Raw genomic sequence first — 25,205 nt, forward strand, 5'->3', positions numbered from 1 at the left:
ATAATATTTATAATATTATACGTAATAATCCCGCAAAAGGGAAATATTTAGACGTGATTTTTAGGCAGCTTTAAGGAATCTTTTTATTCCGGCGTACCGTTTCAGAAGGTCTGCTGTATCGCAGGGCTCGGCATCGGGAAGGAGTTTGAATATAAGGGTCTTACCCTGTCTTGTAACTGATTCGATATTTATCCGCGATAGATCGAGTCCGCTGGACAGACTTTTGAGAGGAGCATTTTCCACGATAGGGTCTTCAAATAACTGTGAAAGGGCCATGGCAACTATTTCCGCCAAGGGATAATACGAGCTGTACGGGAAATCCTCCTCGTCGATATATACCGCTCGCAATCTTGATTCCAGTTCGCAAAGTTCCTGCCTTGAAGTTTCAAGCGCGAACATGAACACTTCAGTATCTTCTTTATCTGCATATTCGCCCAGCAGATCACCCAGCTCTTCGCCGGGAGCGCGGACAATGATCAGGTTCTTGAGTATCCGGGCATATCGTGGATCCTGCTTCAACTTCTCCAGTGAAGAAAAAATACTGACCGGATCGGCAGAGTGGCACGAAGCTATCGTGCTGTCAAATCCCAGAACAAGTTTTCTGTTGAATGTAACAGAAAGCAGCATTTCCACAAGCCCCAGCGAAAGCTGCTGGGGATCGTTAAGCTGCCTAAGAGGAGACGCAACAAGGGTGCGCTCATCCTGGTGGAGTTCACTATCCTTATCCTTCCGAGTTTCCTCAACATCACCGGGAGACATTTGACCGTCGGGCCTTCCTATCCCGGAGGGAAATGCTTTTATGCCATAATTCTGGTTGTCACATCCTCTTACCAGATATTCCCATATCGCGGCTCTTACCTCTCTTTCATTCATGGGAATAAGACTGTACAAGAACCTGAAATACCCGTTTGAACCGTACCTGTCCTTGAGGTTCTTAACATAAAGTTCCACTCTGTTTTTCAGTTCACCGTTCATGGGTGAAAGAAATATGTACTTGAGGAAGAAATAATCCCTGTGCACGCATTTGGCTTCCTCTTTCAGTTCTTCCTCAATACTGTCCTTATATTTATCGGAGTGGGAGAGCTCATGGTTCAGCCGTTCGCATAACAGCCAGATAGATATGTATTTATTCTCGAGTCCTTTTGGCGGGAAATAATACCCCAGCGCCGCATCTTCAAAGAATGCCCTGTTTAACACAAGCACGCTCACCCCGCCTGTTTCATACAAGGCCGAGTCCCAAGGCAGGTTCTCCGCCACACGCACAAGAAGCCCCTCATGTTTTCTAACATCGTTCCAGAAAGCATCGTATAGGTCCATAATTGCGGTTTGGTTATCATCATCCGCCTGAAGGCTCTTTAAAGCGGTCTCCCTGAAAAAGCCCATCGCTACCGCTAGCGTCTCCCTGACAATATGAGCGTCCCGGCCGGTTTTTTCCATGTATTTCAATGCTCTATATGGCTGGAAGTCTTCACATTTTCTGGCATCGTACTTCTTGCTGTCGTGCCCGAAAGCCACACCATCATACTTCTGAACGAACCTGAGGTCCTTATAACGGACTTTCCCGCTGCCCCTACGACCGGAATTGAACCTTTTGGGCAAACCAGCTTTACCCGCGCTATTATCCACAAGTGAAAAACTGAAAAAGCTCCCGCATTTATCGAGAAAATCCCTGCCGAAGACCTGTATGGGCTCCTCGAGACGGAATTTTCTGTCCAGAAGCCAGGGAACGAGGAATTCATCGACCACCTTCTTTCTTGCAACAGCGTCTTCTGGCAGGTATCCCCGGCGAACATAAAAGAAGAACGCGTCCCATGAAGTTATTTGTTCAACAGGTACTTTGAACTCTTCCGGTTGGTATAGCTGGCAGAAAAGCGACTGGCGCATCTCAAAGAAGACTTGCATATGCCCCTTTCCCTTGAAGGTGGGGTCATCTATCCCCATGAGCATCTTAACCGAGGTCTTTCCGTTCTCTTTTTCTATTGGTGAAACAGCATGTGCAATAAATGTATTGTCGACGTAAAAATACTCCACGAATTCATCGCAATCTCTCCCCGTTCCGGGATCTACCTGGAAAGATATATGCAGATGCTGATGACCACCTCTAGAGGTCTTGGCAATGTATGCCTGTTTCGTCTCGTTTTTAAGCACATCAAAGAAATGTTCTATGAAAAAACCCAGTGAATTGGGTTCATGACCTATGGGAAGGCCTTCCAGCGAGAGAAACTCAACGAGAGCATCCTTCCTCGAAAAGCTATAGTACTGGTGGTCGGCATCCTGCAGAAGCCTGGCCCTGTTCTTCAGAAATCTCTGCTTACGAGCTTCATCGGGATCAGATGCATCCAGCTTCAGGTGCCAGAGACTCGCCTTTCTCCTGCCGAGAGTCTTTTCCGTTTTATGCCAGTCATCCCTGAACGGGCGCCTGTAATTCCCCTTGAGATTACCCTGGCTCAAGGACTTGTCATTTCCGTACCGCGCGCGGATCTCTTCCTCAGTTGAGGCGTAAAGTACCTTGAATCCGGCCATTCTTGCCAGATTTATCAGGTGATCAACGGCAAAACGGTTCCAGTCTCGGAATTTTTCACGTTTCCCCGCCGGTTTTATTCTTCTTAGGCCTATACTGGGCTGGACTTCATCTATCCACAGCGCGGCCTCTTCTCCGTCCCTCAATTCCTGGATGCGGACAACCCCGAAAAGACCCTTATCCGGGACATATGCGTCAGTGGCTTCTTCCTCGAGCTTTTCAAGCTCAGGATTACTGACCAGGGTCTCTCGGTCCGGAAATACCTGCAGGCATTTTTCCTCGGCGTCATACAATATCAACGCACCGACCTTATCGGAGGCTTCACCCCATTCATACCTCATATTTTTCAGTATCAGCTGTTCAAGGGTTCTGAATTCTTTTCCCTCTTTCAGAGCAATATACAATCTTTCGTCAGGGCTTGCGGGAACCGCAGGCTCCCCTTCTACCGTCAGCCCCATCCTGGCCAGAACATAGATCCACTTGGCGAATTCAACGGGATTTCTGAGAACCTTGTTGAGAGCTACTGTAAATTCCCTTATCGTATATTCGCCTTCAGCAAGGTTGTCAACAACCTCCGGAACAATGGCATTCATCTGTTTATTGTCATGGGCATGGCTGATCCTATTTATCACCGCATCAAGCGGAGTATCGGCTTTTTTACGCCATAATCTTGTCTGCCTCCTGCCCAGAGCAAAATCTATTTTTTCCCAGTTCTCCCTGAAGGGCCGGTTGTAATTCTCCCTGACGTTGCCCTGGTTCAGCAGATCGCCGTATTTCTGGCGCAGTTCGGTTTCCGTTGAGCCGTAAACGGTCTTAAATCCCGCCTTCATGGCCAGCTTCGCTATATGTTCTATGGCCGCGGTGTTCCAGTCCCTGAACTTCTGTCTGGCCGAAGCGGGTTTTATCTTTCTGATACCTATACTGGGCTGGACCTCCTCTATCCAAAGTATGTTTTCATTACTGGTTCTGATCACATCTATCAATATGTGACCGAAGACCCCTTCAGCGGGCACAAGTATGGAATCAGCAGGCATATCCAGCATCTCAAGTTCTGGAAAGGACTTTTTGGTATTTTCAGCGGGGAATATCTGGATGGTCCTGTAACCATCATAACGGATGCGGGCATTTATCCTGTTCTGTCCTTCCCCCCATGAGAAATCCGGTTCGGCGAGCAGCAGTCCGTCCATCCTGTCGAATTCCGGACCCATTACAAGCGGCATATACCCTCTGGTGCCCTTTCTCTGTTCGGGTCTAACCAGAGTTTCACTGCCGCAGGCCCCAAGCCGGTCCAGCACGTATTCGAACCTTCCCCGGTAAGGAAAAGTGTCCCCAGAGGTGCCGGAACTTTGAGATTCCGACAGGACATATTTGATCTGGTAATTGATCTGCCCGAACTCTAAAAGATTCCTGTCCATGAGTTCCATGGTAAGCTTGACCATTGCGTTGAGTCTCTGGTCAGTGTCCGCCTGTTTGATGGCTTGCATGAGACGGCCGGTCCTAGAAGCTACATGTTCTGCCGGGGACTTTTTATGCAATCTGGCGGGTTCTTCCTCGACAACGAACAGCCTCATGTCCTTGAATGTATCAGGCGCCCGTGAAATCATCGGCGTTCCCCAGAATCTCTCGTCAAACTGTTCAAAAGTAAAACACAGATCGACCTCATCAATACGGAGCCAGAAGTGGTCCCTCCATTCGTCTTTTTCGGGGCTATACCACATGCCGTAGATCTGTTTTACCCGTGATGGCGACAATACATCTTTCAACGCTTCGGCGGCGACCGAAGAAACAGTGTCACAGAACTCCGCACCGGGGGTCCTTACTCCCTTGAGATAGTCCTCTTCGGTCGTAATGTCCGAAGCGCGCGTTAACTGGTACTGAAGGTCTGTGATCTTGTATTCCGCCAGTTTTCGGTAAAACTGTTCTTGCCCGTTAGCGAAAACGGTCGAGATCACCTCCGCATTTAATTTTCCGGTGTATGCACCAAGCGGCATAAAAATACTTTTGATAAGCTGTTTCAGTTCTCTGGCCCTCTGCAGACGCTCGCGGAAGAGCTCCCTTTCCAATTCAGCTTTATGTTTTTCATCGATGAATATGCTGCTGTCCCTGTAAGGCTTGACCTCTTTGCGGACCATACGGAACCATTCTTCCTGTGTCAATGGCATGGTGTTGCCGGCTGATGCCGTTTCTTTTGTTAGACCCGTCCGCCCGGGCTTGGCGGGGTTATGTTCCGAAAGGGAACATGTCTGCCCGGGCGCGGGGTCCTCTTCAGTTATCTGTGCCGAGGGATTGACTACCCGGTAAAACCGGTTCATGCTGTTCATGCCCTCATAATCGCCGTTGAAATATTTTCCGTCTGACAAAAGTTCATGTTCAGGGAATTGCTCGCTGAGAGCCTCCGTAAGCCACTCGTCACGCTCGTCTATCAACAGATACCCTCTTCTTCTTAAAAGCTGCGCGGCTTTAGCCAACCATTGCTTCGGCTCTCCGATGGGGCCCGCCCCGATCAGGTCGACGAAAGTAAGTAGATCCACGCTGTTCTCTTCAAGACCATGTTCTGAAAGGCCCACTGAACCGATCTCCCCGGTTATAACCTTTATTTCGACGGAGCCTTCTATTCCCGCGTCTGCGAGATCGCTGTTAAGGTCCGTAACGAAAAGCTCCATAGCGTCAACCATTACCGGATCAAGATTGACGAAAGTAACATTCTTGCCCATAAGCGCCAGCAGAAACGGTAATGACGAAAGCCCAGCCCCGATTATCATTACATCATCTATTCCGTGCTTTACGAGCTCTTTGGCGAATTCGTTTGAATACACAAGATCCCTCTTGTAAACAATTCCTGCGAATTCACGGAAGAACGAACAGGCATCTTCCAGGCTCATATGAGGCCTGGCGGTCTCATCTTTTGCCATGTCCGGGGCTTCAGGCTTCTGCAGATGCTCCCTGCTTTTTCGCTGTTCTTTAGGAAGAAGAGAATTCTTCCTTTTCTCTTCCTCGGAGGATATCGCTGTATCCTCACTAGGTAGTTGCAGCGCGACCGGACCGATATTTTTTTTGCCTGCAAGGTTTTTGCGTAAGCGGGGCAGATAATTCTTGGAAAGGATGTCGGCATATCCCCCGTCATGCCCGTCCAGAAGAGCTTTCTCTTCCTGCTCAAGGTCCCACTTCGAACCGAATGCGCTCTCTTCAGCATAGGTTTTTTTGACCAGCTTAATGCGTGGCAGATTATGATGTTTGAGGGCTTTGAATACCGCAAAAACGCGGACACCGGATCTTCTGCGGGGAAGATCAGCGATGTATTCAAGTTCTTTATGGCTCGGGTAGGAACCGAATCTTCTGTAATATGCGGAAAAAGCGAGAAAGAGTTTTCTGGCAGGTGAATTGGCAGGTCCCATCTCCTCAAGTGCCGAGAAGAGAATATCCAGCATTTCCTCTTTCACATCAAGCTTGAATGCTCCTTCGGGCTTTATGCTTTTTTGAAGATCAGGCACATCATTCTCATCTATACTTTCCTTTCCGTTCCGATCGTCTCCGATGGAGGCAGGGGAATATCCCTCCTCTTCAAAGGCCATCTCGTTCAGGTATTGGTGAACGTCGGCATTGATACTGTACATGATGTATATAAAGACCGTGAAAAGTCCCGTTGCCAGTAGCGGATTCTGGCATAACGGTCCTGAAATGGGAACAAATACCGAGAAAAGCAGCCCCGTGACGAAATGCATCAGGCCTACGGCCAAGGGAGCCTTGAAAGCCCAGGACATCCTGTATAGAACCCCTTTTTCTTTTACTTCAGGAGGCGCGCGGAGGTAATTGACAAAGTGAGATCCGATAAATACTGCCGAAAAAGCGCCAATAAGATAGGAAGCGCCCCAGAATCCGATCCTGCCGGATATCACAAGCCCGGATATCACAGCCAGCGGCCCCGCCAGGAAGAGCCCTGTTTCAATGCGTGGAGCTTTTTCTATCGCGTAATCCTTATCCAGAGAGAACAGGCTGGCGGGAGGATCACCTTTTATCACACTTTCCCCGGAAAGTTCATTTTTAGTGATTTCCAGTTTCGCCTGTACGCCTTTTGAGATCCGGCTTCCTCCGGTCATTCTGAACTTGCCGGTACTGGCATCAAGCACCCAGGACTTACCATTCGTGTTGTAGACCACTCGCCCCTTTCTGAAAGGTGAACTTTCTCCGGTAATTGTCCTGAACCCATGCCCCCGCCCCTTATACATATATCCCTCGTCAAAGCTCATCTTTCTGGTTCTTTCAAGGTCTTCTATCCCGGGGCCCAGGTCACGAGCCGTGATCCTGAAAAGAACATCATCATCCTGTTCTTCGGTCTCGATAAGTATGATTCCCCCGAAACCGTTTCTAATACAATTGACAGCCAGTTCATAGGCACATCTTCCGATCTCTCCAAAAACCCGCCTCGGAACAGCTTCTGAAGAGAGGCATATTTCGCTCAGTTGCGCTGCCTTCCTTTCAGCTAAAAGGGCCTGCCTATAATGCCCTTTTTCGGTCGTAGTTTTATTTATAGCCGCACATACAGCATTTTCCCGAGGTGATAACCCGAGTTCAACCATAAGGCTCCGAACATTCTCATCGCTGTTTGCGCCATGTCTTTTCATGTATTCGATAAGCTCGCATAGGATACGGTCGGTATCATCGATCGAAAGTTCTTCACTTGCCATATCAGGCGCTTCTGGCTTATTATCATGCCCAGCAAACAGCACGGGAAAAGATTTGCGTATCATATTGCTGAAACTTCCTTCAAAATATGGCGCCGCAGCCCTGTTTGTTGCATGCTTAAGACCTTTTTCCCTTACGTCCTTGAACTTTAAGTTGCCGAATCGTGCCCGCAGATCCTGGCGAAACGCCTCATTTGCGGGATCTTCTTCAAGCCGCAGATAATCCCGGTAAAGCCCGGGAAAGATACGTTTGAATTTGTGGCGTACCGAATCTATCCCGTCCTGTTCCGTTTTCCAGGAGTTATAGATATCAAGCTCGTCCAGATCGAACTTTTCCGTCCTGAAGCTTTCCGCTACAACACATGGCAGGGAACCTTTGAACCACGGACACAGGTTACTGTTTCCCGCTGAACCTGCCTGCCATCTGCTTAAACGAGTTTTGCCTATTTTGCGGAGTTTTTTCCTCAGAGCCTCCTGTTCGTCTATCGTCCCGCCTTTAAAGGCTATTCTTTCCCATTCAAGGTAAAGGTCGGGGTCATATCTTGAAAGCTTGAATCTCAGGTTCGCAACAGATTCCTCCTTTGATCCCCAGGAAAGCTCAAAGTCCCTTCTTTCTAAGGGTATGTTCGGGGTGGAAAAAGCCTCAATGAAAACATCCATAGCTCTTTTCGTTGGGGTCTGTATCCTGCCATCCTTGAGTCTCTTAAGCGGCCCGCCCCATTCACGGAAGTCTCTGTCGGTCAGGGCCTCTATGCATTCACGAACCTTTATCGCTTCCTCGAGGGAAACAGGTTCGGTCTTTGATGCCTCCCATAGATCATATATCTCAGGATGTCTCCTTTTGAAGTGATGCCAGACGAATCTGATCACTTCATCCATCACCTTTTCCTCATCGGAGGAGACGGTCTGATAACTTACATCTTCCGGAAGAAGTTCGAACCCAGGACAGGAAAAGCTCTTGCTTATCATAACGGCAACGGAACCTTCGAAATACGGAGCCGCTTCATCATGAAGACCGCCGGCAAGCCGCATCCATTCAATATCGCCTTCCCACTCGGTCGAGGCGAACTCCTGCCTCAGAAGCTGCTTCTCTTTTTCATTGAGCTTACCATCCCGAGCGAGAGTCCATCTGTAAAAGAATTCAGGCCTGTATTTCTTGAATTTGTGGCGAACGTTCTTGATGCCCATTTGCTCATCTTCCATGTTCCCGCGAATATCCTGCCACCAAAGGACAAAGTCCCGGACATCCATCTTCAGCTCCGGAAAAGCTCCCACCACCATAAGCCTGTGGTTACCGATAATATGCGGCTTCAGTCCATATGCAAGTCTTATTCGGGTTGACTGACCGAAATCCTTTGCCTGCAGCAAAGAAAGGATATATTCGGCCTGTCCGGGGAAGTTCTTGAGCACGAAATCGAAACCTTTTTCGGCGATAACCCCCATGATCTTCCGCGCTTTGTTCTTGCCGTGCTTTTGTAGCATCGGGTCATCATACCTGGCGAACCATCTTTTAAGCGTCTCTTCAAGTGGAACATCTCCTCTGCCGGGTTTTTTCACGTTCCGTGCTATCTCCTCGATGAACTTAATGATCTTAGCCCTGAAGAACGCGTTCTTGAAAGTCATCGACTGTTTCCAGACATGATGCCGTCTATCCTTGTTCTCATAAAGTTCGAAGACCTCCTGGAAATGGCGAGAAGAAGCAAGGTCCTCTAAATAACGGCCTTCTGGGTTCTGAAATAGTCTCCTCTGATCGCTTTGCGGAAAATACGTGCCCCTGAGGCCGAGCTCTTTTCTTACGTGGTCGAGTTTTCTTGTGCGCTGTTTAAGTTCACTCGTGCTTATGCCGAGCCTTGCGGCGACATCTTTAAGGGACGGGATATCACCGGCCTCCAGATACAACTGCCAGGCTGCCTCTTCCATATTCTCGGTTGAGAGTTCTTCTTCCCGGTGGGATAGGCCCCCGTAGTCGATCTTACCCAGGCGCCCTTTTCTGATGGCACCGTTATCACCATATCTGGCCATGTCCGCGGGTTCCGGCTTGAAACTGACAGGTTGTTCGGTAACGCCCCTTTGCGGGAATATCCGTTCCTGCTCAGAGATCGGGGAAATATCGATAGAGTCAAGGAGGTCTTCATCATGCTCGATAACAACTGAGGGATCAGGGGCCACGGAGATACTGCCATGGAGATTCACCCATTCACCACCGATCTTGCGGGGCGGTTTTAGTATATGCTGCGCTTCTTCCAGTAAAAGCTGCGCGAGTTGCTGAACAGAGATCCTTTCCAGGAGCACTTCACCCAACCATATCGTCGGCTGAAGACCGTGCCTGTTTTCGCTGAAACCGGTCCTGACATGAGTAATAACACTGCGGGTTATGTGCCGTGACCCTCTCTTGACGCTCTTTTTGCCTATAATGACCTTGCCGATGAGTATACTCAATGATACATTCTGGATTATATGCACTAGGTGCAGTTTTTCAATATTCGTGAGGTTACGGAAGTTCTCTTTCCCGGCGAGTATTTGCGAAAGGAGCGAGATATCTTTGGCTTTTCTGATCTTCGCAAAAAGACCGTTATCCCTGAACTTCTCTTCAACAGGTGGCGCTCTGGAAATAGTTCCATCCAGACGTATATTCTGGACGGTCTGGCTTTTTTCATCAACCTCGACTGCGATGCCCTTGCGGATATGCTTGATCAAAAGCGGATTAGTGGTATCACCGTCAGTAACCCCGCTTCGCAAGGAGGTGTCTTTATCTGCACCAGCCATATCCGGGGACTCCGGTTTTGTTTCAACGCCTCTATTCCGACTTTCAGGATCGCGTTTCAATATTTCTCCGTAGCCCGGCTCCGGCTCTCTCCTGCCGAACTCAACGGTATCGGACTTTTGTGCAGGTCTTATTCTCTGTATTCTCTCATGCGGCTGGTCAAAATACTTCTTCACCTCTTGCTCTATCAGGAACCTGTTATCCTTAATCGATTGCATAAATTCCGCCAGGGGGATCGCGGCCACCGATGAAGCAATTATGCTGGGGGAGATATCAAGCAAATATTGCTGCATATCGGCTGAAAGACGTTTTACGGCCTTGATTCGCTTTGCTATATGTGCCGCGCTGGTGGCGAGGATCCGTTCCGCGCGTGCTCTGAAAAAGGGATCCGAATCCAGCAGCTCCCTTACTTTCTGACCGATGATCGGCCTGATAATATCCTGGTCCGGCAGAGGCATACTGCCACCGATGGGCCCTGCTCCGCTGACCATCTTGAATATTCCGCCGGTAAGATAAAGAAGTGCTACGGTAACAAAGACGGGGGTAAAACCGTGAAAGAAGCCGGAGCTTCCCGCAGAAGCAGAAACCGCAGCCGGAACACCAGAAGCTGCTATCGCACCCAGAGCTGGCAGACTGAATACGCACAGGGACATCAAGATCCCCTTTTTGTTCCTGCCCAGCAACGAGATGATCCTTTTGGCAAATCCATTGATATGCACGAAGACGATAGTTTTTAAGAGGATCTCGATATCGTATATCCAGGACTTTTGCCTCAGGTATTCAAGGTCGGTCTCTTTCTTCGGTATGTCGGTATTTCTCTGCCATCCTTCTCCATGGACTTTAAGCGCACGAAGACTGAATAAACCGGGTTTGATCCCGTGCAGAACATCATCTATGTATGCCTGGTCTATTTCGTCAGGACTGTACGGCCTTGGGCCGAACCACTGCATATCCCCGTTTATTATCGAAAGAAGCTGCGGCAGCTCATCAAAACCCGGCAGTCTCACGAGCTTTCCGTAAAAGGTGACCTTTCTTTGAGCGGGGTCTTTCTCGGTCGTCATCGTTCGGAACTTCCATACGGTTATGGGCTTTCCTCTTTCCCCTATCCTGCGCTGTCTGTAGAATACCGGCCCTTTTGAGGTAAATATGATCACCGGCGCGGATACCAGAAAGACAAGAAAAGCTAGAGGTAGGAGGGCCATAGCGAAGAGTTTGCCTACTTCCTGAAGCAAGTTGTCAAGTTCGTGCACGCGGCTTAACGGGCTGAATCTGGCCACCACTTTCCTGAGAGGGTCTTTAACCGTACCGTCCCTGAGGTCAAGCATGACAGAACTTCCTTCGGTAACAGCTGTCTTGAACGGAAGCTTCATGCGGTAAAGAGCTCCGGCCAGAAGCCTGTGATTATCGAGAGAAAGCTTTTGCGCAAGCCCGCTCTTTTTAAGATCGCGCCTTATGATAATGAACTGCAGCCTTGCCTTATTGGCACCGAGACTCGAAAGCACGTTCGACATGTCCTTAACGCCCAGCGCGACCGCTCTCACGGCTTTATCATAGGATAATTCATGCAGGTTTGACAGGTTAGTATGGGTAATCGCGCCTATATGCTTGACCGGATCATATGCCAAAAGATAATTACAGTGTATCGCACCGCCTTCTGAGAGCACTTCGGGGGATTCGCCTGTTTTAAACCAGTTGGGACCTGTGATCTCTGTGCCGGGAACCTTGAACTGGTAGATATTGTCTGCCGGACCGGAACCGGTTCTCTTTTTGGATTTATCCCCGGGCACGCCTCTCGTATCATCTGAAAGCGGCAGTTCAATCGTGAACTTCGCGCCTCCGGCCTCTGCATTTTCCGCGGTAATGGACCCTTTACATTCTGTGACTGTAACCCAGGCTTCAGCAAGTCCTATGCCTGTTCCGCCATCCCTTGCGGTGGCTCTCAGTCGGAATAAAACGGGTCTTCCGGTTTCGGGATCCTCGCGAAGCATTTTTTCATCGATCCCGGGGCCGTTATCAGAGATGGTCACCCTGGCCCACTTATCCTCTCGGTCAAGGGATATCCTGATCTCGGCGGAATCGCCTCTCCTGTCACGGGCGAAATGCAGCGCGTTATTTAGAATATTTATAAGTGTGCTCCTTAACGACAATTTATCGCCGAGCACGTTTACTTTTTCAGGTTCACCCTCTATTCTCAAATAATCCTTGAACTGATCCTCTTCCGCCAATTCACGGACCATCTCATCGAGCGAGACCTGTGCCTTGCGCATCTCTCCCGTGGCAAAGGCTATGCGGTTATCGACAAGTGTCATGGCCTCATCAAGTGTTTCTACTGCTATTTTCAAGTAATCGTCCTGGGTATCAGGATCTTTAGCTTCGGGATATATACGCTTCTTTTCCAAAAGGTCACGTCGAATAAAACTTAACCGGTCGTAGATCTCAACTAGTTCCGTAAGAAACCCCACCGCTTCATCAAATGACAGGGTCCCTTTCCGCTTTAAAGCATGGCTCAGCGTATTAGAAAGATCCTTGAACCTTAATGCGATCGATAACCCGCTCATATGCAAATCCATGAAAGCGCGGGATTCGGCACCAAGCAGCGTAAATTCCTTTATCATCTGCAGGGAGGTCGCGAATATGGACAAAGGCTCCATCGCATCAAAAAGACCATCATTATGCCCCAGAGAAGAAATGCTTATGACCATTCTCTCCACCTGAGCATCGATATGGGAGGAATCTTGGGTGTTTAAGGACCCCGCGATGTCATCCGAGGGAATACGTAAGGAATTGTCTTCCGGGTTAATCAGTACATTGAATTTTTTATTCTCGACAAAACAAGGAACAAGCCATTCTTTGCCTATCCGGATCTTCCTGTCGAAATGGATATCTACTCTCTTGCCTTTTATATTTGGGTATAAATGCAGCTCCAGGTCTTTAAGCGGCATATGGAAAGATTCAATGTAAGACTGAATACTGAATTCAAGGAATGCGCGGTCCGGTGTAGCCCATGAAAGTAATGCTGGCTGGAGTTTTTGTATGCCGGAATCAGACCGGAATATGTCAGGATTGGCCCAAGCGATATTGTTGACCATGAAAAGACACAATACAGCTAACACCACAATCCTTGTAAATATTTTGTATTTTGTTAAATACCCCGACATAAATGTTTCCCCGCCAATAATGATCTTTCTTGCACTGGTATCTCTGGTTAATATATAAGAAAGTTATAATATTATAGCAAAATACCGAAGTTAGCACAAGAAATAGTTAGATAGCTTTTATTTTCCTAACGTATTTGTAGGTTGTTTAAATATAATATGTTATGTGGAGTTAAAAGGATCAGAGCCTGTCGGCTGTTGAGGGGTCAACTCTTATCGCCCGATCCGGTCTGACCGGACATTTCGCCTGGCATATGCCGCAGCCAACACAGAGAGTTGGATCGACAAAGGGTTTTTTGAATATCTTGCCATTGTGCCTTTCTTCTGTCACCTTTATAGCTTTATCCGGCACAGGACAATGCTCTTCGCATACAATGCAATCTGACTTATGATTCCATGGAAGACATATCGACCTGTCTACCATGGCCGTGCCCAGCTTTATGGTTAACTTGCGCGAATGAGACAGTTCCGTGATAGCCCCTGTCGGGCACACGCTCCCGCAAAGAGTGCATTGATATTCGCAATAACCTATCTCGGGAACAAGAGCAGGGGTCCACAGGCTTTCAACCCCTGCCTGCAGCATTACAGGCTGAAGTCCGTTGGTCGGGCATACCTTCATGCAGTTACCGCATCTTATACAGCGGTCATTAAAATCTTTTTCTTTCAAGGCTGCCGGTGGCCTTATAACCGGGCCGGCACCTTTTTTCATGTTAGGGTTCCGCCTTTTGTATCCCAGCGCGAAAATGGAAGTAAGCAAAAGAAAAAGAAAACTTTTGCGTGAAAGGCCTCTACCCTCCTCCCTGTCATCCCCTTCTTGGGCTTTTTGCCGTTTTATAAATGAAAACCGGGTGGTTTTCTGGGGACAGGAATAAATGCAATCCATGCAGAGAATACATTCACCGGAGTTATAAGAAGCTGCTCCGGTTATGGCCCCTGTCCTGCACATCTCCACGCACACACCGCAATCAGTGCATTTATCCACTACACGCCGAAGAAGTGAAAATCTTGCCACCAGCGCGTAAAAAGCACCCAGGGGGCACACGCTCCTGCACCATAACCTTGAGATGAATAGTGACCCCCCGCAGACAGCGGCAAACACAGCAAATATTATAAGTGAATTCGAAAAATAATGGACATTTACCCCGAGAAAGGTGGTTTTCAGACCACGGTAGAGGTCATAAAAACCACCATATAGTTCAAAATTCCGGATGATCAATACGAACGTCCTGTCGATAAGTAACGTCACCGTTGGTATCAGATTGAGCGAGACGAACCTCGCGACTATTGTCATCGGGTCAAGTACCCATGCTAGCTGTATACCAGCAAGCGCGAATATGAAAATAACGCCCAGGATAATGAATTTTCCCTTGCGGATCCTGCTATTCAAACCGTTATCAGGGATATATTTCCGCTTTTTAAGAGCCCCTGTTACATCAATCATCGTACCCAGGGGGCAAACCCATCCGCAGTAGAACCTGCCGAAAATGAACGTGAGCACCAGCATCAGCCCCGCAAAAATGAGACCGGCCAGGAGTACTCTTTCGCTAATTGATGTAAAGAGCATGATCGAAGGGTTCGTCTTAAAAAAAGTCTCTGGCGGCAATAACCCCGTCAATGGATAGGTGGTTGACCATAGTATATATATGAAAAGCAGCAGGAAAAAGCCTTGGGAGACCCTTCGCAAAAAGATGAGTTTTTTCATCTGCCCCCCTTGACCTTGAGTATATCCGCCTTGGTCAGGTCAGCCGACCCGTAGCCGAGCCTGACGGCCTGTTCAATATAGGTTATGGACATGGGATCCCTGTCCACAAGCGTGCAGGCATAGGAATCGGCGAGAACGGGATCGGTGCCCGCGATAACTGTGTCCATCCTTGCGACATCATCAAGACTGCCCCCGCTGGGTCCGTTCCTCAAAAGCACCCGAGTAGCATCGATCACGGTTAGTTCCGGACTTATGTAATCGGTCAGGTCCGCGAGCTTGCGCCCTATTCCCGCATGGATCAGCCCCCGGGTACCGCTGCAAACGCCCATAAGGTTCTTCATCGAGAGCGTGAGCCCTGTTAGCCTGTGATGCTTGAGAATGGGCACGTTTATGAAGACGTCACATTCAACCGCTTCCCTGTAGATCGGCCAGTCATGCATGGGGCTGCGATAGGGGAACTCTGCTTTGACAACGTTCCAGTTATCGACAAAGTGAACATAAGCGCCTTTTTCACGGGCGACCCTGGGTATCTCGGAGTTGTCATAAGATCTGCGAGCTTCGTTACATGTATTATCTGACATATTGACGCGTTTGGCACCCGCTGCGTAACACATATCGACAAGTGCGGCAACAACATAGGGGTTAGTGTTGCCCGCCTGCTCGGGAGACCGGTCCCAGGAAATATTCGCCTTGAGGAAGACCACGTCCCCCTTTTTGACAAAACGGTCCATCCCCCCAATGCCCTCAATGGCCTTTTCTGTATTATTGTAGGGATCCGGTCCTTTGGAAACGACCAGGTCGTGGTCTCCCTTTATGTTCTTCTTGGGCCTCCCACCGGATCGCGCTGTTCTGGCGAAAGCATATTTCAGGAGGGCATTATTCGAAATAAAGTAAAGAGCCCCTCCCAGAAGCAGCTTAATGAATCTGCCTCGCGAGATATGCTGCTTCAAAAAGCATTCAAGATTATAGAAGAATCTGTCCATCCTCCCCCTTTCGGATCGTAAATCACGATGAATGCCGCATAATTAATATTACATTATGGTCATAACAAAGGCAAACTTACCTGGAAGTTCACTGGTAGGAGGGTATTTCTCGCAGGGAGGCGGTTCCTTCTTCAATGGCCGCCCGGGCGACGGCAGCAGACTCCCATCTCTTTATCCTGGGGTCAAAGGGCGTGGGGATAATATAATCGGTGCCGAAGACGAATTCGCGGTTATATGCTTTTTTTACGACGTCGGGGACGAATTCCTCTCTTGCCAATGCTGCGAGAGCTTCTGCTGCGGCGATCTTCATACCCATGGTTATCTTGCTCGCCCTGACATCAAGCGCTCCGCGGAAGATAAAAGGAAACCCGAGCACGTTGTTCACCTGATTGGGGTAATCCGACCGGCCTGTCGCCATCACGAATTCACGCCCCTGCATGCATTCCTTTACGGTATCCGGCATGATCTCCGGCACCGGATTGGCCATGGCGAATATGGCCGGATAATCCGCCATGGAAAGCACCATCTCTTTGTTGAGGCAACCAGCCACGGACACGCCGATAAAGACGTCAGATCCTTTTATCGCGTCCTCAAGAGTGCGTTTATCGGTATCTACCGCGTGCACCTGCTTGTATTTATTGAGGTCCGTCCGGGACATGTTGAGCGTCCCCTTGGAATCACATAATATGCAATCGGTTACGCCTTCTGCTTTTATCATTTCTGCTATTCTCAAACCGGCTGCCCCGGCGCCGTTTACGACAACTTTAAGGTCCCTCGGCGACTTGCCGGAGAGAATACAGTAATTCTTAACAGCAGCAAGGGTTATTATGGCCGTTCCCCACTGGTCATCATGAAATACCGGTATCTCCAGCATCTGGTCAAGCCTGTCCTCTATTTCAAAACATGCCGGAGCCGCGATATCTTCCAGGTTTATGCCTCCGTACATACCGGACACATTCACCGTCGCTTCAACGAACTTATCGACATCGGTCCGTCCATCGTCACCAAGCACTCCCTCAAGGGGCACCGGCCATCCGTCAACGCCGGCAAAAGCCTTGAATAGAACACTTTTACCCTCCATTACGGGAATGGAGGCCAGTGCTCCTATGTTGCCAAGACCAAGAACAGCCGTGCCATCGGTCACAACGGCCACAAGGTTCCCTTTTGAGGTAAGAGAATAGGCGCGCCTGGCATCATTTTTTATGGCCTCGCATATCTTTGACACACCGGGCGTGTAGGCCATGCTGAGGTCTTTCTGGTTAGCCAGTTGCTTCGTAAGATCCAGAGCTATCTTACCGCCCAGATGATATTCGAATATCTCTTCATCGGTAAGCTTGAATTTATTGGTTATGGACATATCTTCCCCGTTTTCCCCTTAAACAATATCCCTGTACGCGCACCCATGCCTTAAAGTCCCCGCGCCTATATGTTCGCGGATCGAGACGCAGTTGAATTCCTTGCCCGATACGGTTCTCTGCGGTCCCAACCTGTTGTTGTAATCCCTGCAGAAGTACTCGCCGCTTGCCACACGGACAAGATTGGCGCAGGGGTCGTCTGAAGCCCCGCAGCATCTGCCGCATCTTTTGCAGAGGGACTCGAACTCCCGTTCTTTTAACGAAGTGTATTTTAAGTATGTTGCAGAATCCATGATCGATCTCTCAGCAGGATTTAACCATGGCGGCCCTACATCCTCAAACTGGAAGAGTTGACCGCCCAGACCGGAACTTATGATCCCGGCCGATCATTTCCTTGTAATTATCTGCCTGGTAAGATGCCCCACAAGCACGACGATATAGAAAAGGAGGACCACGAAAAGTATGCCCGCCAGGACCGTCAAGAGGAACGAGCTTATCCCTATAAGCACCGGCCATGCCAGGAATACCAACGCGATTATTATCAGTGAGAGCAATATAACGAAAAGGCCAATAAAAAAGTTCTTCAGTGTTTCCATATCTGCCTCATTCTTTCAAAAGCTGTTTGATTTCTTCTTCGGTCATGTCCTTTTTCCGCAGGAAACAGATGCCGATATCGTATGATTTGCCGGGCTCGCCTTCGGCTATCCTCACGACCCGGCCGTAGACACCGTTATTGTGGATCACAAGGTCATTCTCTATTTCGGCGCATATGTTCATCATTTTCGGGTCAAGCTCTATCCAGACAATACTCGAAAGCGATGGTATTGACGCATCTGTAGATGTGCGGAAAAGCAGCCCGCAGGCGCTTATATTCCGTGATTGCACATCGGATTTTGCCGTGAGTTTGTCTTCTTTAAGAACCTTGAAGTTCAGCGGGGTTTCATAATCCACCCTTAAGAATTCTCTTTTGTCATCGCCCTCTGCGTTCATCTTGTGCTCCTTTTACCATTTACTGATAATATATTATAGATGATTCTTAACGTAATTGACACCATTTTTAAAGATTTTCAGGCCAATGCCCATGTTATCTGCATTGGGCGAGAGCCTTCTCCAATTTGGATGCTGCAGGTAGCTGATATGTCTTTCCGGATGCGGCATCATTCCAAGTATCCGGCCGGTAGGATCGGTTATGCCGGCTATGTCATCGACCGAACCGTTGGGATTGTACGGAAAGCCCCTGCGTTCCCCCTTGCTGTCACAGTAGCGGAACACAACCTGCTCGTTCCGCTTCAGCGTATCGAGCACGCTCTTATTCCTGGGTATGAATTTGCCCTCGGCATGGGCTATCGGTACATATACGATATCCGGAAGTCCCACTGTCCAGACGCATCCGGTTTCATCCTCCCGCTTAAGGTGGACCCATTTTGCCTGGAACTTACCGCAATCGTTCAGGCTGAGAGTGGATTCGACCGGGCTGTCTTTTTTCCCTGAAAGACGCGGAAGAAGGCCCATTTTCACGAGCACCTGAAAACCGTTACAGATACCGATCACCAGTTTGCCGTGATCGACAAAATCGGACAACTGCCCCTTTAACTTGAATCTGAGCTCGTTGGCGAGGATCTTGCCGCTGGCTACGTCATCCCCGTAGGTGAAACCGCCCGGGATGGCAAGAATATGGTAGTTGGCGAGTTTCTTTTTCCCGGAAACCAACGTGTTTATGTGCACGAGATCCGCTTCGCTTCCAGCCTGCTGGAAGGCATAAGCGGTCTCTTTGTCGCAATTGGTGCCAGCCGTGCGCAATACTATTGTTTTAACTTTTTTCATGCATCAGCCTTTTGAAGGGTTTTTGCCAACTTTTCTTCAATGATCCGACAGGGACATTCACAACGGTTTTTCCATTAAGCCCATTAATAATAAGCCTGCCCGTCCCTTCCACCTCGCCGATCAATCCAATGGGCATGCCTTTTAGCGCCTTTTCGAACTGCTCCTTTTTGCCGGGTTCTATCTCGACAATGAACCTCGAATTGGATTCGGAAAAAAGCAACACGTCATCCCTTTTTATGGAACGCGTTCTGGACACCTTCCTGAGGTTCACGCTGCCACCGAATCCTCCGGCGAAGAGCATCTCGGAGAGGGCAACACCAAGGCCTCCTTCGGAACAGTCATGGGCCGATTCAACAAGCCCCTCGCGTATGGCGCCGGAGAGCTTCCGCATCAACTTGAGGGACTTGACCGGATCCACGCGCGGGACCATGCCTCCCTTTTTGCCCCGGACACGGAAATACTGGCTGCCCCCCAGCTCCTGGTATGTCTTACCCACCAGATAGATAAGGTTACCCGGGCTTTTCGCGTCGGAGGAGATCGTCTTGGCGACATCATCGACAACGCCAATGGCAGAGATCAAAAGCGTCGGCGGTATCGATTCGGTCTTTTTGCCTGTATTGAACTCATTGTTCAAGCTGTCCTTACCGGATATGAACGGGGTCCCGTATACCTTCGCCATGTCGTAACATGCCCGGGATGCCCTGACCAGTCCGCCCAGCTGCCGGGGTTTTTCGGTATTTCCCCAGCAGAAATTATCGAGGATGGCGGTTCTTTCAATGTCGCCGCCCACGGCTACGATCTGCCGCAACGCCTCGTCAATGACGCTGGCGGCCATCCAGTAAGGGTCGATATCCCCGTAAGATGGATTTATCCCGTTCGAGAGGATTATCCCCTTTCGGCTGCTGAAAAGCGGTCTTGTTACTGAAGCGTCCGCAGGCCCGTCATTATCAACTCCCACCATAGGTTTGAGGACACTGCCTCCCTGAACCTCGTGATCATACTGGCGGATGATCCATTCCTTGCTGCATACATTCCATGCGGAAAGAACACTCAGAAGGTCATTTGACAGATCCGCTCTTTTCCTGGGAAGGGCGTTCCTGTCCTCTTTTTTAGGCTTCCACACGGCTTTACGCGTTACTTTCGGAAGACCGTCATGCAGAAATGACATATCAAGGTCCGATACCATGTGCCCCTTGTAAAAAAGCCGCAGTTTTTTCGTATCGGTAAACTTGCCTATAACGGTAGCTTCCACGTCCTCGCTTTTGAATATCTCCATTATGCGCCTCAAGTTCTTCGGCTTAACGGCAAGGACCATCCTTTCCTGTGCCTCGGAAACCCATATCTCCCAGGGTTTCAGGCCTTCATACTTGAGCGGCGCCTTCTCAAGGTGCACTTCCGCCCCGGTATCTTCGCCCATTTCACCGACCGCGCTTGAAAACCCGCCGGCCCCGCAATCGGTTATAGCCTCATAGAGCTTGAGGTCACGCGCCTTGATAAGGGTATCCAGCATCTTTTTTTCCGTGATGGGATTGCCTATCTGCACGGCGGTCGAAGAAATATTCTCGGATTCGGTAGTAAGTTCGGCCGATGAGAACGTGGCTCCGTGAATACCGTCACGTCCGGTCCTGCCGCCAACGGCCAGTATAAGATCACCCGGGCAGACCTTCTTTGTCGAGAATTGTTTAGGCATTATTCCAACATTGCCGCAGAAGACCAGGGGATTACCGGTGTATCTCCGGTCAAAACATACCGCGCCGTTGACGGTTGGTATCCCCATTTTGTTCCCATAATCGCGCACGCCGCTGACGACGCCTTTAAGCACCCTCCTGGGATGCAGGGCGCCTTTAGGGACCTTTGACTGCGGCATATCAGGCATGCCGAAACAAAAGACGTCAGTGTTGATTATAGGCTTGGATCCCCTGCCTGTACCCATGGGGTCGCGTATGACCCCTCCGATACCCGTCTCCGCGCCTCCGTAGGGCTCGAGCGCTGAAGGGTGGTTATGGGTCTCCACCTTGAAACAGATATTGTTCTTTGAATCGAATTTAATGATACCCGCGTTATCCTTGAAGACCGAAACGCACCAGGGACGGTCCAACTCCCCGGTAACTTTCATAACGGTCTCCTTCAGGAGGTTCTTTATGGTCTTTCCGTTGTATTCTATCGACCCCATCATCGTTTTATGCTTGCAGTGTTCGCTCCATGTCTGCGCAAGGGTCTCAAGTTCGCAATCGGTAGGATCTCTTTTAAGGTCCGTGAAATGCCGCTGTATGGCCTTCATTTCCTCAATGTTCAGATACAGCTGCCCATCCCGGGAGATCTCCATCAGCTGCTTGTCGCTGGCCCCGATGATCCCGACCTGGACAGGTTCGAACCTGTAAGTGGCTGTCTTTTTTTGTTCTTCCTTGTGGGTCACTACATGCTGAATAACCTTATTGTAAAGGAGCTTTTCTGTGATCTTCTCAAGCTGAGCGCGGGGAACTTTCCCAGTAAGAACATATTTTTTGGAAGTGCTTACCGATTCTATCCCTTTCACCCCCATATCCTTTATGGCTTTTTTCACGCTTTCTTCCACCGGATCCATGACCCCGGGATTATATGCGATTTCGACTACATGTCTGTTCCCGGAGACATCCCTGTGGAAACCGCCTTCGCAATGGTATTCCTGCGAGACCTTGTCGGTAAGGATATCGCTGGCTATCTTTTTTATGGTATTTTTGGTGAAATCACCGAGAAAGGTGTAAACCTGCACATACTCGGCATCCTGGACCGTCTTTATGCCCAGGTCAAGTATATCCGTTTTAAGAGCTTCGGCAACAGCGTCATAGACGCCTTTTTTGTCACGGACTTCTACTCTTGCGTATCTCATCATTCCCATTCTATGGTGCTTGGAGGTTTTGAACTGATATCATATACTACCCTGTTGACACCCTCGACCTGATTGATTATCCGGTTGGACATCTCTCCGAGCGCCTCATAGGGTATCTTCGCCCAGTCCGCTGTCATGCCGTCGACACTCGTGACCGCCCTGATAGCGATGGTATTCTCGTAAGTGCGGTCGTCTCCCATCACCCCCACACTCTTTACCGGAAGAAGTACTCCGAATATCTGCCATGTCTTTTTATAGATCCCGCGGTCCTTGGCCACATCCATGATTATCCAGTCGGCTTCCTTAAGGGTTTCGAGCCTTTTCTTTGTGATGGCCCCTATCACCCTGACCCCCAGGCCCGGACCCGGGAAAGGCTGGCGATCGGTTATTTCGCTCTGCAGGCCCAGTTCACGCCCCACCTCACGGACCTCGTCCTTGAAAAGGTCCCTGAGCGGCTCGACCAGTTTAAGCCCCATTTTCCTGGGAAGACCTCCCACGTTATGATGGGATTTAATGGTCTTGCTGGGACCGCCGAAAAAGGTCTGTGACTCTATGACATCGGGGTACAAGGTCCCCTGCGCAAGAAAAGTAGCGTTCTTGATCTTCTTGGCGTTCTCCTCGAATACCCTTATGAAGGTATTACCTATTATCTTGCGTTTTTTTTCGGGATCTGTAACCCCCTCTAGCGCTTTGAGGAAACGCTTTTCTGCATCCACTACCCTGAGGTCAAGGCGTATATGCTTACCGAAAAGATCCTTGACCCTTTCAACCTCATCCTTTCTGAGAAGCCCGTTGTCGACCAGTATGCAGTGAAGCTTTTTGCCGAGAGCCATATGAAGCAGAACGGCGCTCACGGTCGAATCAACGCCGCCGGAAAGCCCCAGAATGACGTCCTGATCACCGACCTGGTCCTTTATAGCGTCTATCTTGTGCTGTATGAACGATTTCATGGTCCAAGTCCTTTTGCATCCGCAGACCTCGAAAAGAAAATTCTTCAGCATCTTCCTGCCGTTTTCGGTATGCACGACCTCAGGGTGGAACTGGACACCGTAGATCTTCATTTTGTTATTGCTGAATGCGGCGCAACTGGTGTTCTCACTGCCGGCTATCGCCCTGAAACCGTCGGGGAGGGCTTCAACCTTGTCCCTATGGCTCATCCACGTAACGCCTTCCGGGTCTATCCCCTTGAAAAGCTTATTGTCTCTCTTGAATTTGACTAGGGTACGCCCATACTCGCGTTTACCGCTTCTTCGTATATGGCCACCCATGAGCTTGCCTATGAGCTGCATGCCGTAACAGATGCCTAGAACTGGAATGCCAAGTTCAACGAATTTCTTGTCAAAGGAAGGAGCTTTTTTGTCATACACGCTTGAAGGACCGCCCGAAAGAATGATCCCGCAGGGATCTATCCGTTTTATCTCCTCCACGGATATCGTAGGAGGAACAACTACCGAATGGACATGGCTCTCTCGTATCCTTCTTGCGATGAGTTGTACATACTGCGACCCGAAATCTATGACCAGTATACCTTCTTTTTGCTGAATGTTCTTCATTATCGAATAGACCCGTGTTTTTTACGCGCCCGTATATTCCTTCCATTTTTTTTCTAGCTTGGGGTTTTCTACCCACTCAAGGATATATGAGGTGAATTCCTCGCCCGTTGCGCCGGTATCACGTCCGGTAATTTTGAGCTTTTTCTCGAACTGTCCGCATACCTCAAGCGCCATCTCAAGCTGGTGGGCTCTTTCTGGAAAACCAATATGTCGTATCAGCATTGCGCTTGCCCTTATCATGGAGGAGGGATCGGCGTAGATATCCCTGCCTTCATCCACCATGCGCGGAGCGCTTCCGTGGATCGCCTCGAACATGGCCCACTTTTTCCCTATGTTGGCACTGCCGGCCGTGCCGACTCCGCCCTGCATCTGGGCGGCCTCATCGGTAAGTATATCACCGTAAAGATTGGGCAGGACCATTACCTGGAAATCCTTCCGTCTTGCCGGATCGAGCAGCTTGGCGGTCATTATGTCTATGTACCATTCGTCCTGCTCTATGCCGTGCTTTGCGTATTCTTCCGCTATGCGCTTGGCCGCACGGGAGAATCTTCCGTCGGTCGTCTTAACCACATTGGCTTTGGTCACAGCAGTAACCTTTTTATACCCGTTCTGCCGGGCATATTCAAAGGCAAGCCGTATAATGCGTTCGGCCCCCGGTTCAGTTATCACCTTGAAATCCACGCTCAGGTCCTCGCTGACATCCAACCCCCTCGAACCAAGAACATAGGCCCCTTCGGTATTCTCCCTGAAAAATGTCCAATCGATCCCTTCTGAGGCTATTTTTACCGGGCGCACATTAGCGAAAAGGTCCAGTTCACGCCTCATAGCAACATTGGCGCTTTCGATATTGGGCCATTTGTCGCCTGCCTGCGGTGTCGTGGTAGGCCCTTTGAGAATGACGTGACAGGCCTTGATCTCTTCGAGCACCTCATCAGGTATGGCTTTCCCGTGCTTGACACGGTTCTCTATGGTAAGACCCGAGATCTGGCGGAATTCCACCTTCCCGCGCGAAACCTCCTCTTTGAGCATGTGTTCCAGAACGCGCTGGGAATGCTTGGATATTATCTTACCGATACCGTCGCCCCAGCAGACCCCGATCAATATCGGTTCCAGCTCACTGTAATCGGTCCAAGACTGCTCTTTTTTCATTATCTTGATCCGGTCCAGCTGTTCCCTGACAAGTTCAGCGAAATGTTCCGTGGCGTTGTGTATAAGATCTTTCTCGTTCATGTGAGGTAATCTCCTTGCATCAAATATAGTGGATTTTATTATGCCAGTTTGAGATGGATATTATAGTATGTATAACATTAAAATTCAATGGATAAAAAGCGCTGTGAGGGAGAAAATGAGGCTATAAACCGAAAATTATGCAGATATTGGCCAAAAACTAATCGTTTAAAAAATGCCTGACCGAAATCTAGTCACTCTTTATCGCCCGATACAGTTCTTCAACCTGGCTCTTGTAGTACTTTTTATAAATATCACCGATACTCTTCTTGTGAGGTTCAACGCTTTTGTGGTTGGGGCTGACGAGCTTCTTTCCGGTAATCCTTTTCCTGCCACAGTATAGTTCTGTAACCGCGCAATAATGCGTATATTTGCGCTTTTTCATCCCTTCACCTCCTTCTTATTGTTCTTGAGAAATATCACTTTACCGTTATCTTCAACGACGAAAACCACTTTGTCGCGCGAATTTATATTAAAATACTCCTGAAGAGCCTTGGGTATGAAGATCTGTCCCCTGTCCGAGACCGTTGCGGAAAATTTAAATCTGTTCTTTTTCATAACACACTCCTT

Annotated in this window: 13 protein-coding genes; all 13 read right to left on the reverse strand. The window is 49.3% G+C overall.

What is annotated here, in order from left to right; genetic code table 11:
* Positions 1 to 60: 60 nt before the first annotated feature.
* The 13 genes from GF409_01640 to GF409_01700 all read right to left on the reverse strand — a co-directional run bounded on the left by GF409_01640 (position 61) and on the right by GF409_01700 (position 25,193).
* Complete coding sequence (locus tag GF409_01640; protein MBD3425916.1) at positions 61 to 13,125, reverse strand: hypothetical protein; 13,065 nt, start codon at positions 13,123 to 13,125, stop codon at positions 61 to 63.
* Positions 13,126 to 13,303: 178 nt separating this feature from the next.
* The gene (locus tag GF409_01645) at positions 13,304 to 14,824 is read right to left on the reverse strand and encodes a 4Fe-4S binding protein (GenBank protein ID MBD3425917.1); all 1,521 of its coding nucleotides are present in this window, start codon (positions 14,822 to 14,824) and stop codon (positions 13,304 to 13,306) included.
* A complete protein-coding gene (locus GF409_01650; protein ID MBD3425918.1) occupies positions 14,821 to 15,807 on the reverse strand; it encodes a DUF362 domain-containing protein in 987 nt (328 codons plus the stop codon). Before GF409_01650 ends, GF409_01645 begins: the two co-directional genes overlap by 4 nt.
* An 88-nt stretch (positions 15,808 to 15,895) precedes the next feature.
* Positions 15,896 to 17,164, reverse strand: coding sequence for a malate dehydrogenase (locus tag GF409_01655; GenBank protein ID MBD3425919.1), 1,269 nt, complete (start codon positions 17,162 to 17,164; stop codon positions 15,896 to 15,898).
* Between the two features lie 18 nt (positions 17,165 to 17,182).
* Entirely contained in the window at positions 17,183 to 17,455 is a 273-nt protein-coding gene (locus tag GF409_01660; GenBank protein ID MBD3425920.1) for a hypothetical protein, read from the reverse strand.
* A 93-nt stretch (positions 17,456 to 17,548) separates the two neighbouring features.
* Complete coding sequence (locus GF409_01665; GenBank protein ID MBD3425921.1) at positions 17,549 to 17,758, reverse strand: hypothetical protein; 210 nt, start codon at positions 17,756 to 17,758, stop codon at positions 17,549 to 17,551.
* A gap of 7 nt (positions 17,759 to 17,765) precedes the next feature.
* Positions 17,766 to 18,152 carry a hypothetical protein gene (locus GF409_01670; GenBank protein ID MBD3425922.1) on the reverse strand — a complete coding sequence of 129 codons (387 nt, stop codon included), beginning with the start codon at positions 18,150 to 18,152 and terminating at the stop codon, positions 17,766 to 17,768.
* Positions 18,153 to 18,185: 33 nt separating this feature from the next.
* Positions 18,186 to 18,986, reverse strand: a complete 801-nt coding sequence (gene purQ, locus GF409_01675) for a phosphoribosylformylglycinamidine synthase I (GenBank protein MBD3425923.1) — start codon at positions 18,984 to 18,986, stop codon at positions 18,186 to 18,188.
* Entirely contained in the window at positions 18,973 to 21,855 is a 2,883-nt protein-coding gene (gene purL / locus GF409_01680) for a phosphoribosylformylglycinamidine synthase subunit PurL (protein MBD3425924.1), read from the reverse strand. The genes purQ and purL overlap by 14 nt, the downstream gene beginning before the upstream one ends.
* Positions 21,855 to 23,408, reverse strand: a complete 1,554-nt coding sequence (gene guaA / locus GF409_01685; GenBank protein MBD3425925.1) for a glutamine-hydrolyzing GMP synthase — start codon at positions 23,406 to 23,408, stop codon at positions 21,855 to 21,857. Before guaA ends, purL begins: the two co-directional genes overlap by 1 nt.
* Before the next feature lie 21 nt (positions 23,409 to 23,429).
* Positions 23,430 to 24,638, reverse strand: a complete 1,209-nt coding sequence (locus tag GF409_01690) for an isocitrate/isopropylmalate dehydrogenase family protein (GenBank protein MBD3425926.1) — start codon at positions 24,636 to 24,638, stop codon at positions 23,430 to 23,432.
* Positions 24,639 to 24,825: 187 nt separating this feature from the next.
* Positions 24,826 to 25,020, reverse strand: coding sequence for a hypothetical protein (locus GF409_01695; protein ID MBD3425927.1), 195 nt, complete (start codon positions 25,018 to 25,020; stop codon positions 24,826 to 24,828).
* Entirely contained in the window at positions 25,017 to 25,193 is a 177-nt protein-coding gene (locus tag GF409_01700) for a hypothetical protein (protein ID MBD3425928.1), read from the reverse strand. The genes GF409_01695 and GF409_01700 overlap by 4 nt, the downstream gene beginning before the upstream one ends.
* Between the last annotated feature and the right edge of the window lie 12 nt (positions 25,194 to 25,205).

Source organism: Candidatus Omnitrophota bacterium, assembly GCA_014728045.1.
In the GTDB taxonomy this organism is placed as follows: Bacteria; Omnitrophota; Gorgyraeia; order Tantalellales; family Tantalellaceae; genus WJMH01.

Excerpts from the sequence above, each read along its gene's own strand:
- GF409_01645 (MBD3425917.1), bottom strand. The coding sequence starts at position 14,824 with ATGAAAAAACTCATCTTTTTGCGAAGGGTCTCCCAAGGCTTTTTCCTG.
- GF409_01655 (MBD3425919.1), bottom strand. The coding sequence starts at position 17,164 with ATGTCCATAACCAATAAATTCAAGCTTACCGATGAAGAGATATTCGAA.
- GF409_01660 (MBD3425920.1), bottom strand. The coding sequence starts at position 17,455 with ATGGATTCTGCAACATACTTAAAATACACTTCGTTAAAAGAACGGGAG.
- GF409_01665 (MBD3425921.1), bottom strand. The coding sequence starts at position 17,758 with ATGGAAACACTGAAGAACTTTTTTATTGGCCTTTTCGTTATATTGCTC.
- GF409_01640 (MBD3425916.1), bottom strand. The coding sequence starts at position 13,125 with ATGTCGGGGTATTTAACAAAATACAAAATATTTACAAGGATTGTGGTG.
- guaA (MBD3425925.1), bottom strand. The coding sequence starts at position 23,408 with ATGAAGAACATTCAGCAAAAAGAAGGTATACTGGTCATAGATTTCGGG.
- GF409_01695 (MBD3425927.1), bottom strand. The coding sequence starts at position 25,020 with ATGAAAAAGCGCAAATATACGCATTATTGCGCGGTTACAGAACTATAC.
- GF409_01690 (MBD3425926.1), bottom strand. The coding sequence starts at position 24,638 with ATGAACGAGAAAGATCTTATACACAACGCCACGGAACATTTCGCTGAA.
- GF409_01700 (MBD3425928.1), bottom strand. The coding sequence starts at position 25,193 with ATGAAAAAGAACAGATTTAAATTTTCCGCAACGGTCTCGGACAGGGGA.
- purQ (MBD3425923.1), bottom strand. The coding sequence starts at position 18,986 with ATGAAAAAAGTTAAAACAATAGTATTGCGCACGGCTGGCACCAATTGC.
- GF409_01670 (MBD3425922.1), bottom strand. The coding sequence starts at position 18,152 with ATGAACGCAGAGGGCGATGACAAAAGAGAATTCTTAAGGGTGGATTAT.
- purL (MBD3425924.1), bottom strand. The coding sequence starts at position 21,855 with ATGAGATACGCAAGAGTAGAAGTCCGTGACAAAAAAGGCGTCTATGAC.
- GF409_01650 (MBD3425918.1), bottom strand. The coding sequence starts at position 15,807 with ATGGACAGATTCTTCTATAATCTTGAATGCTTTTTGAAGCAGCATATC.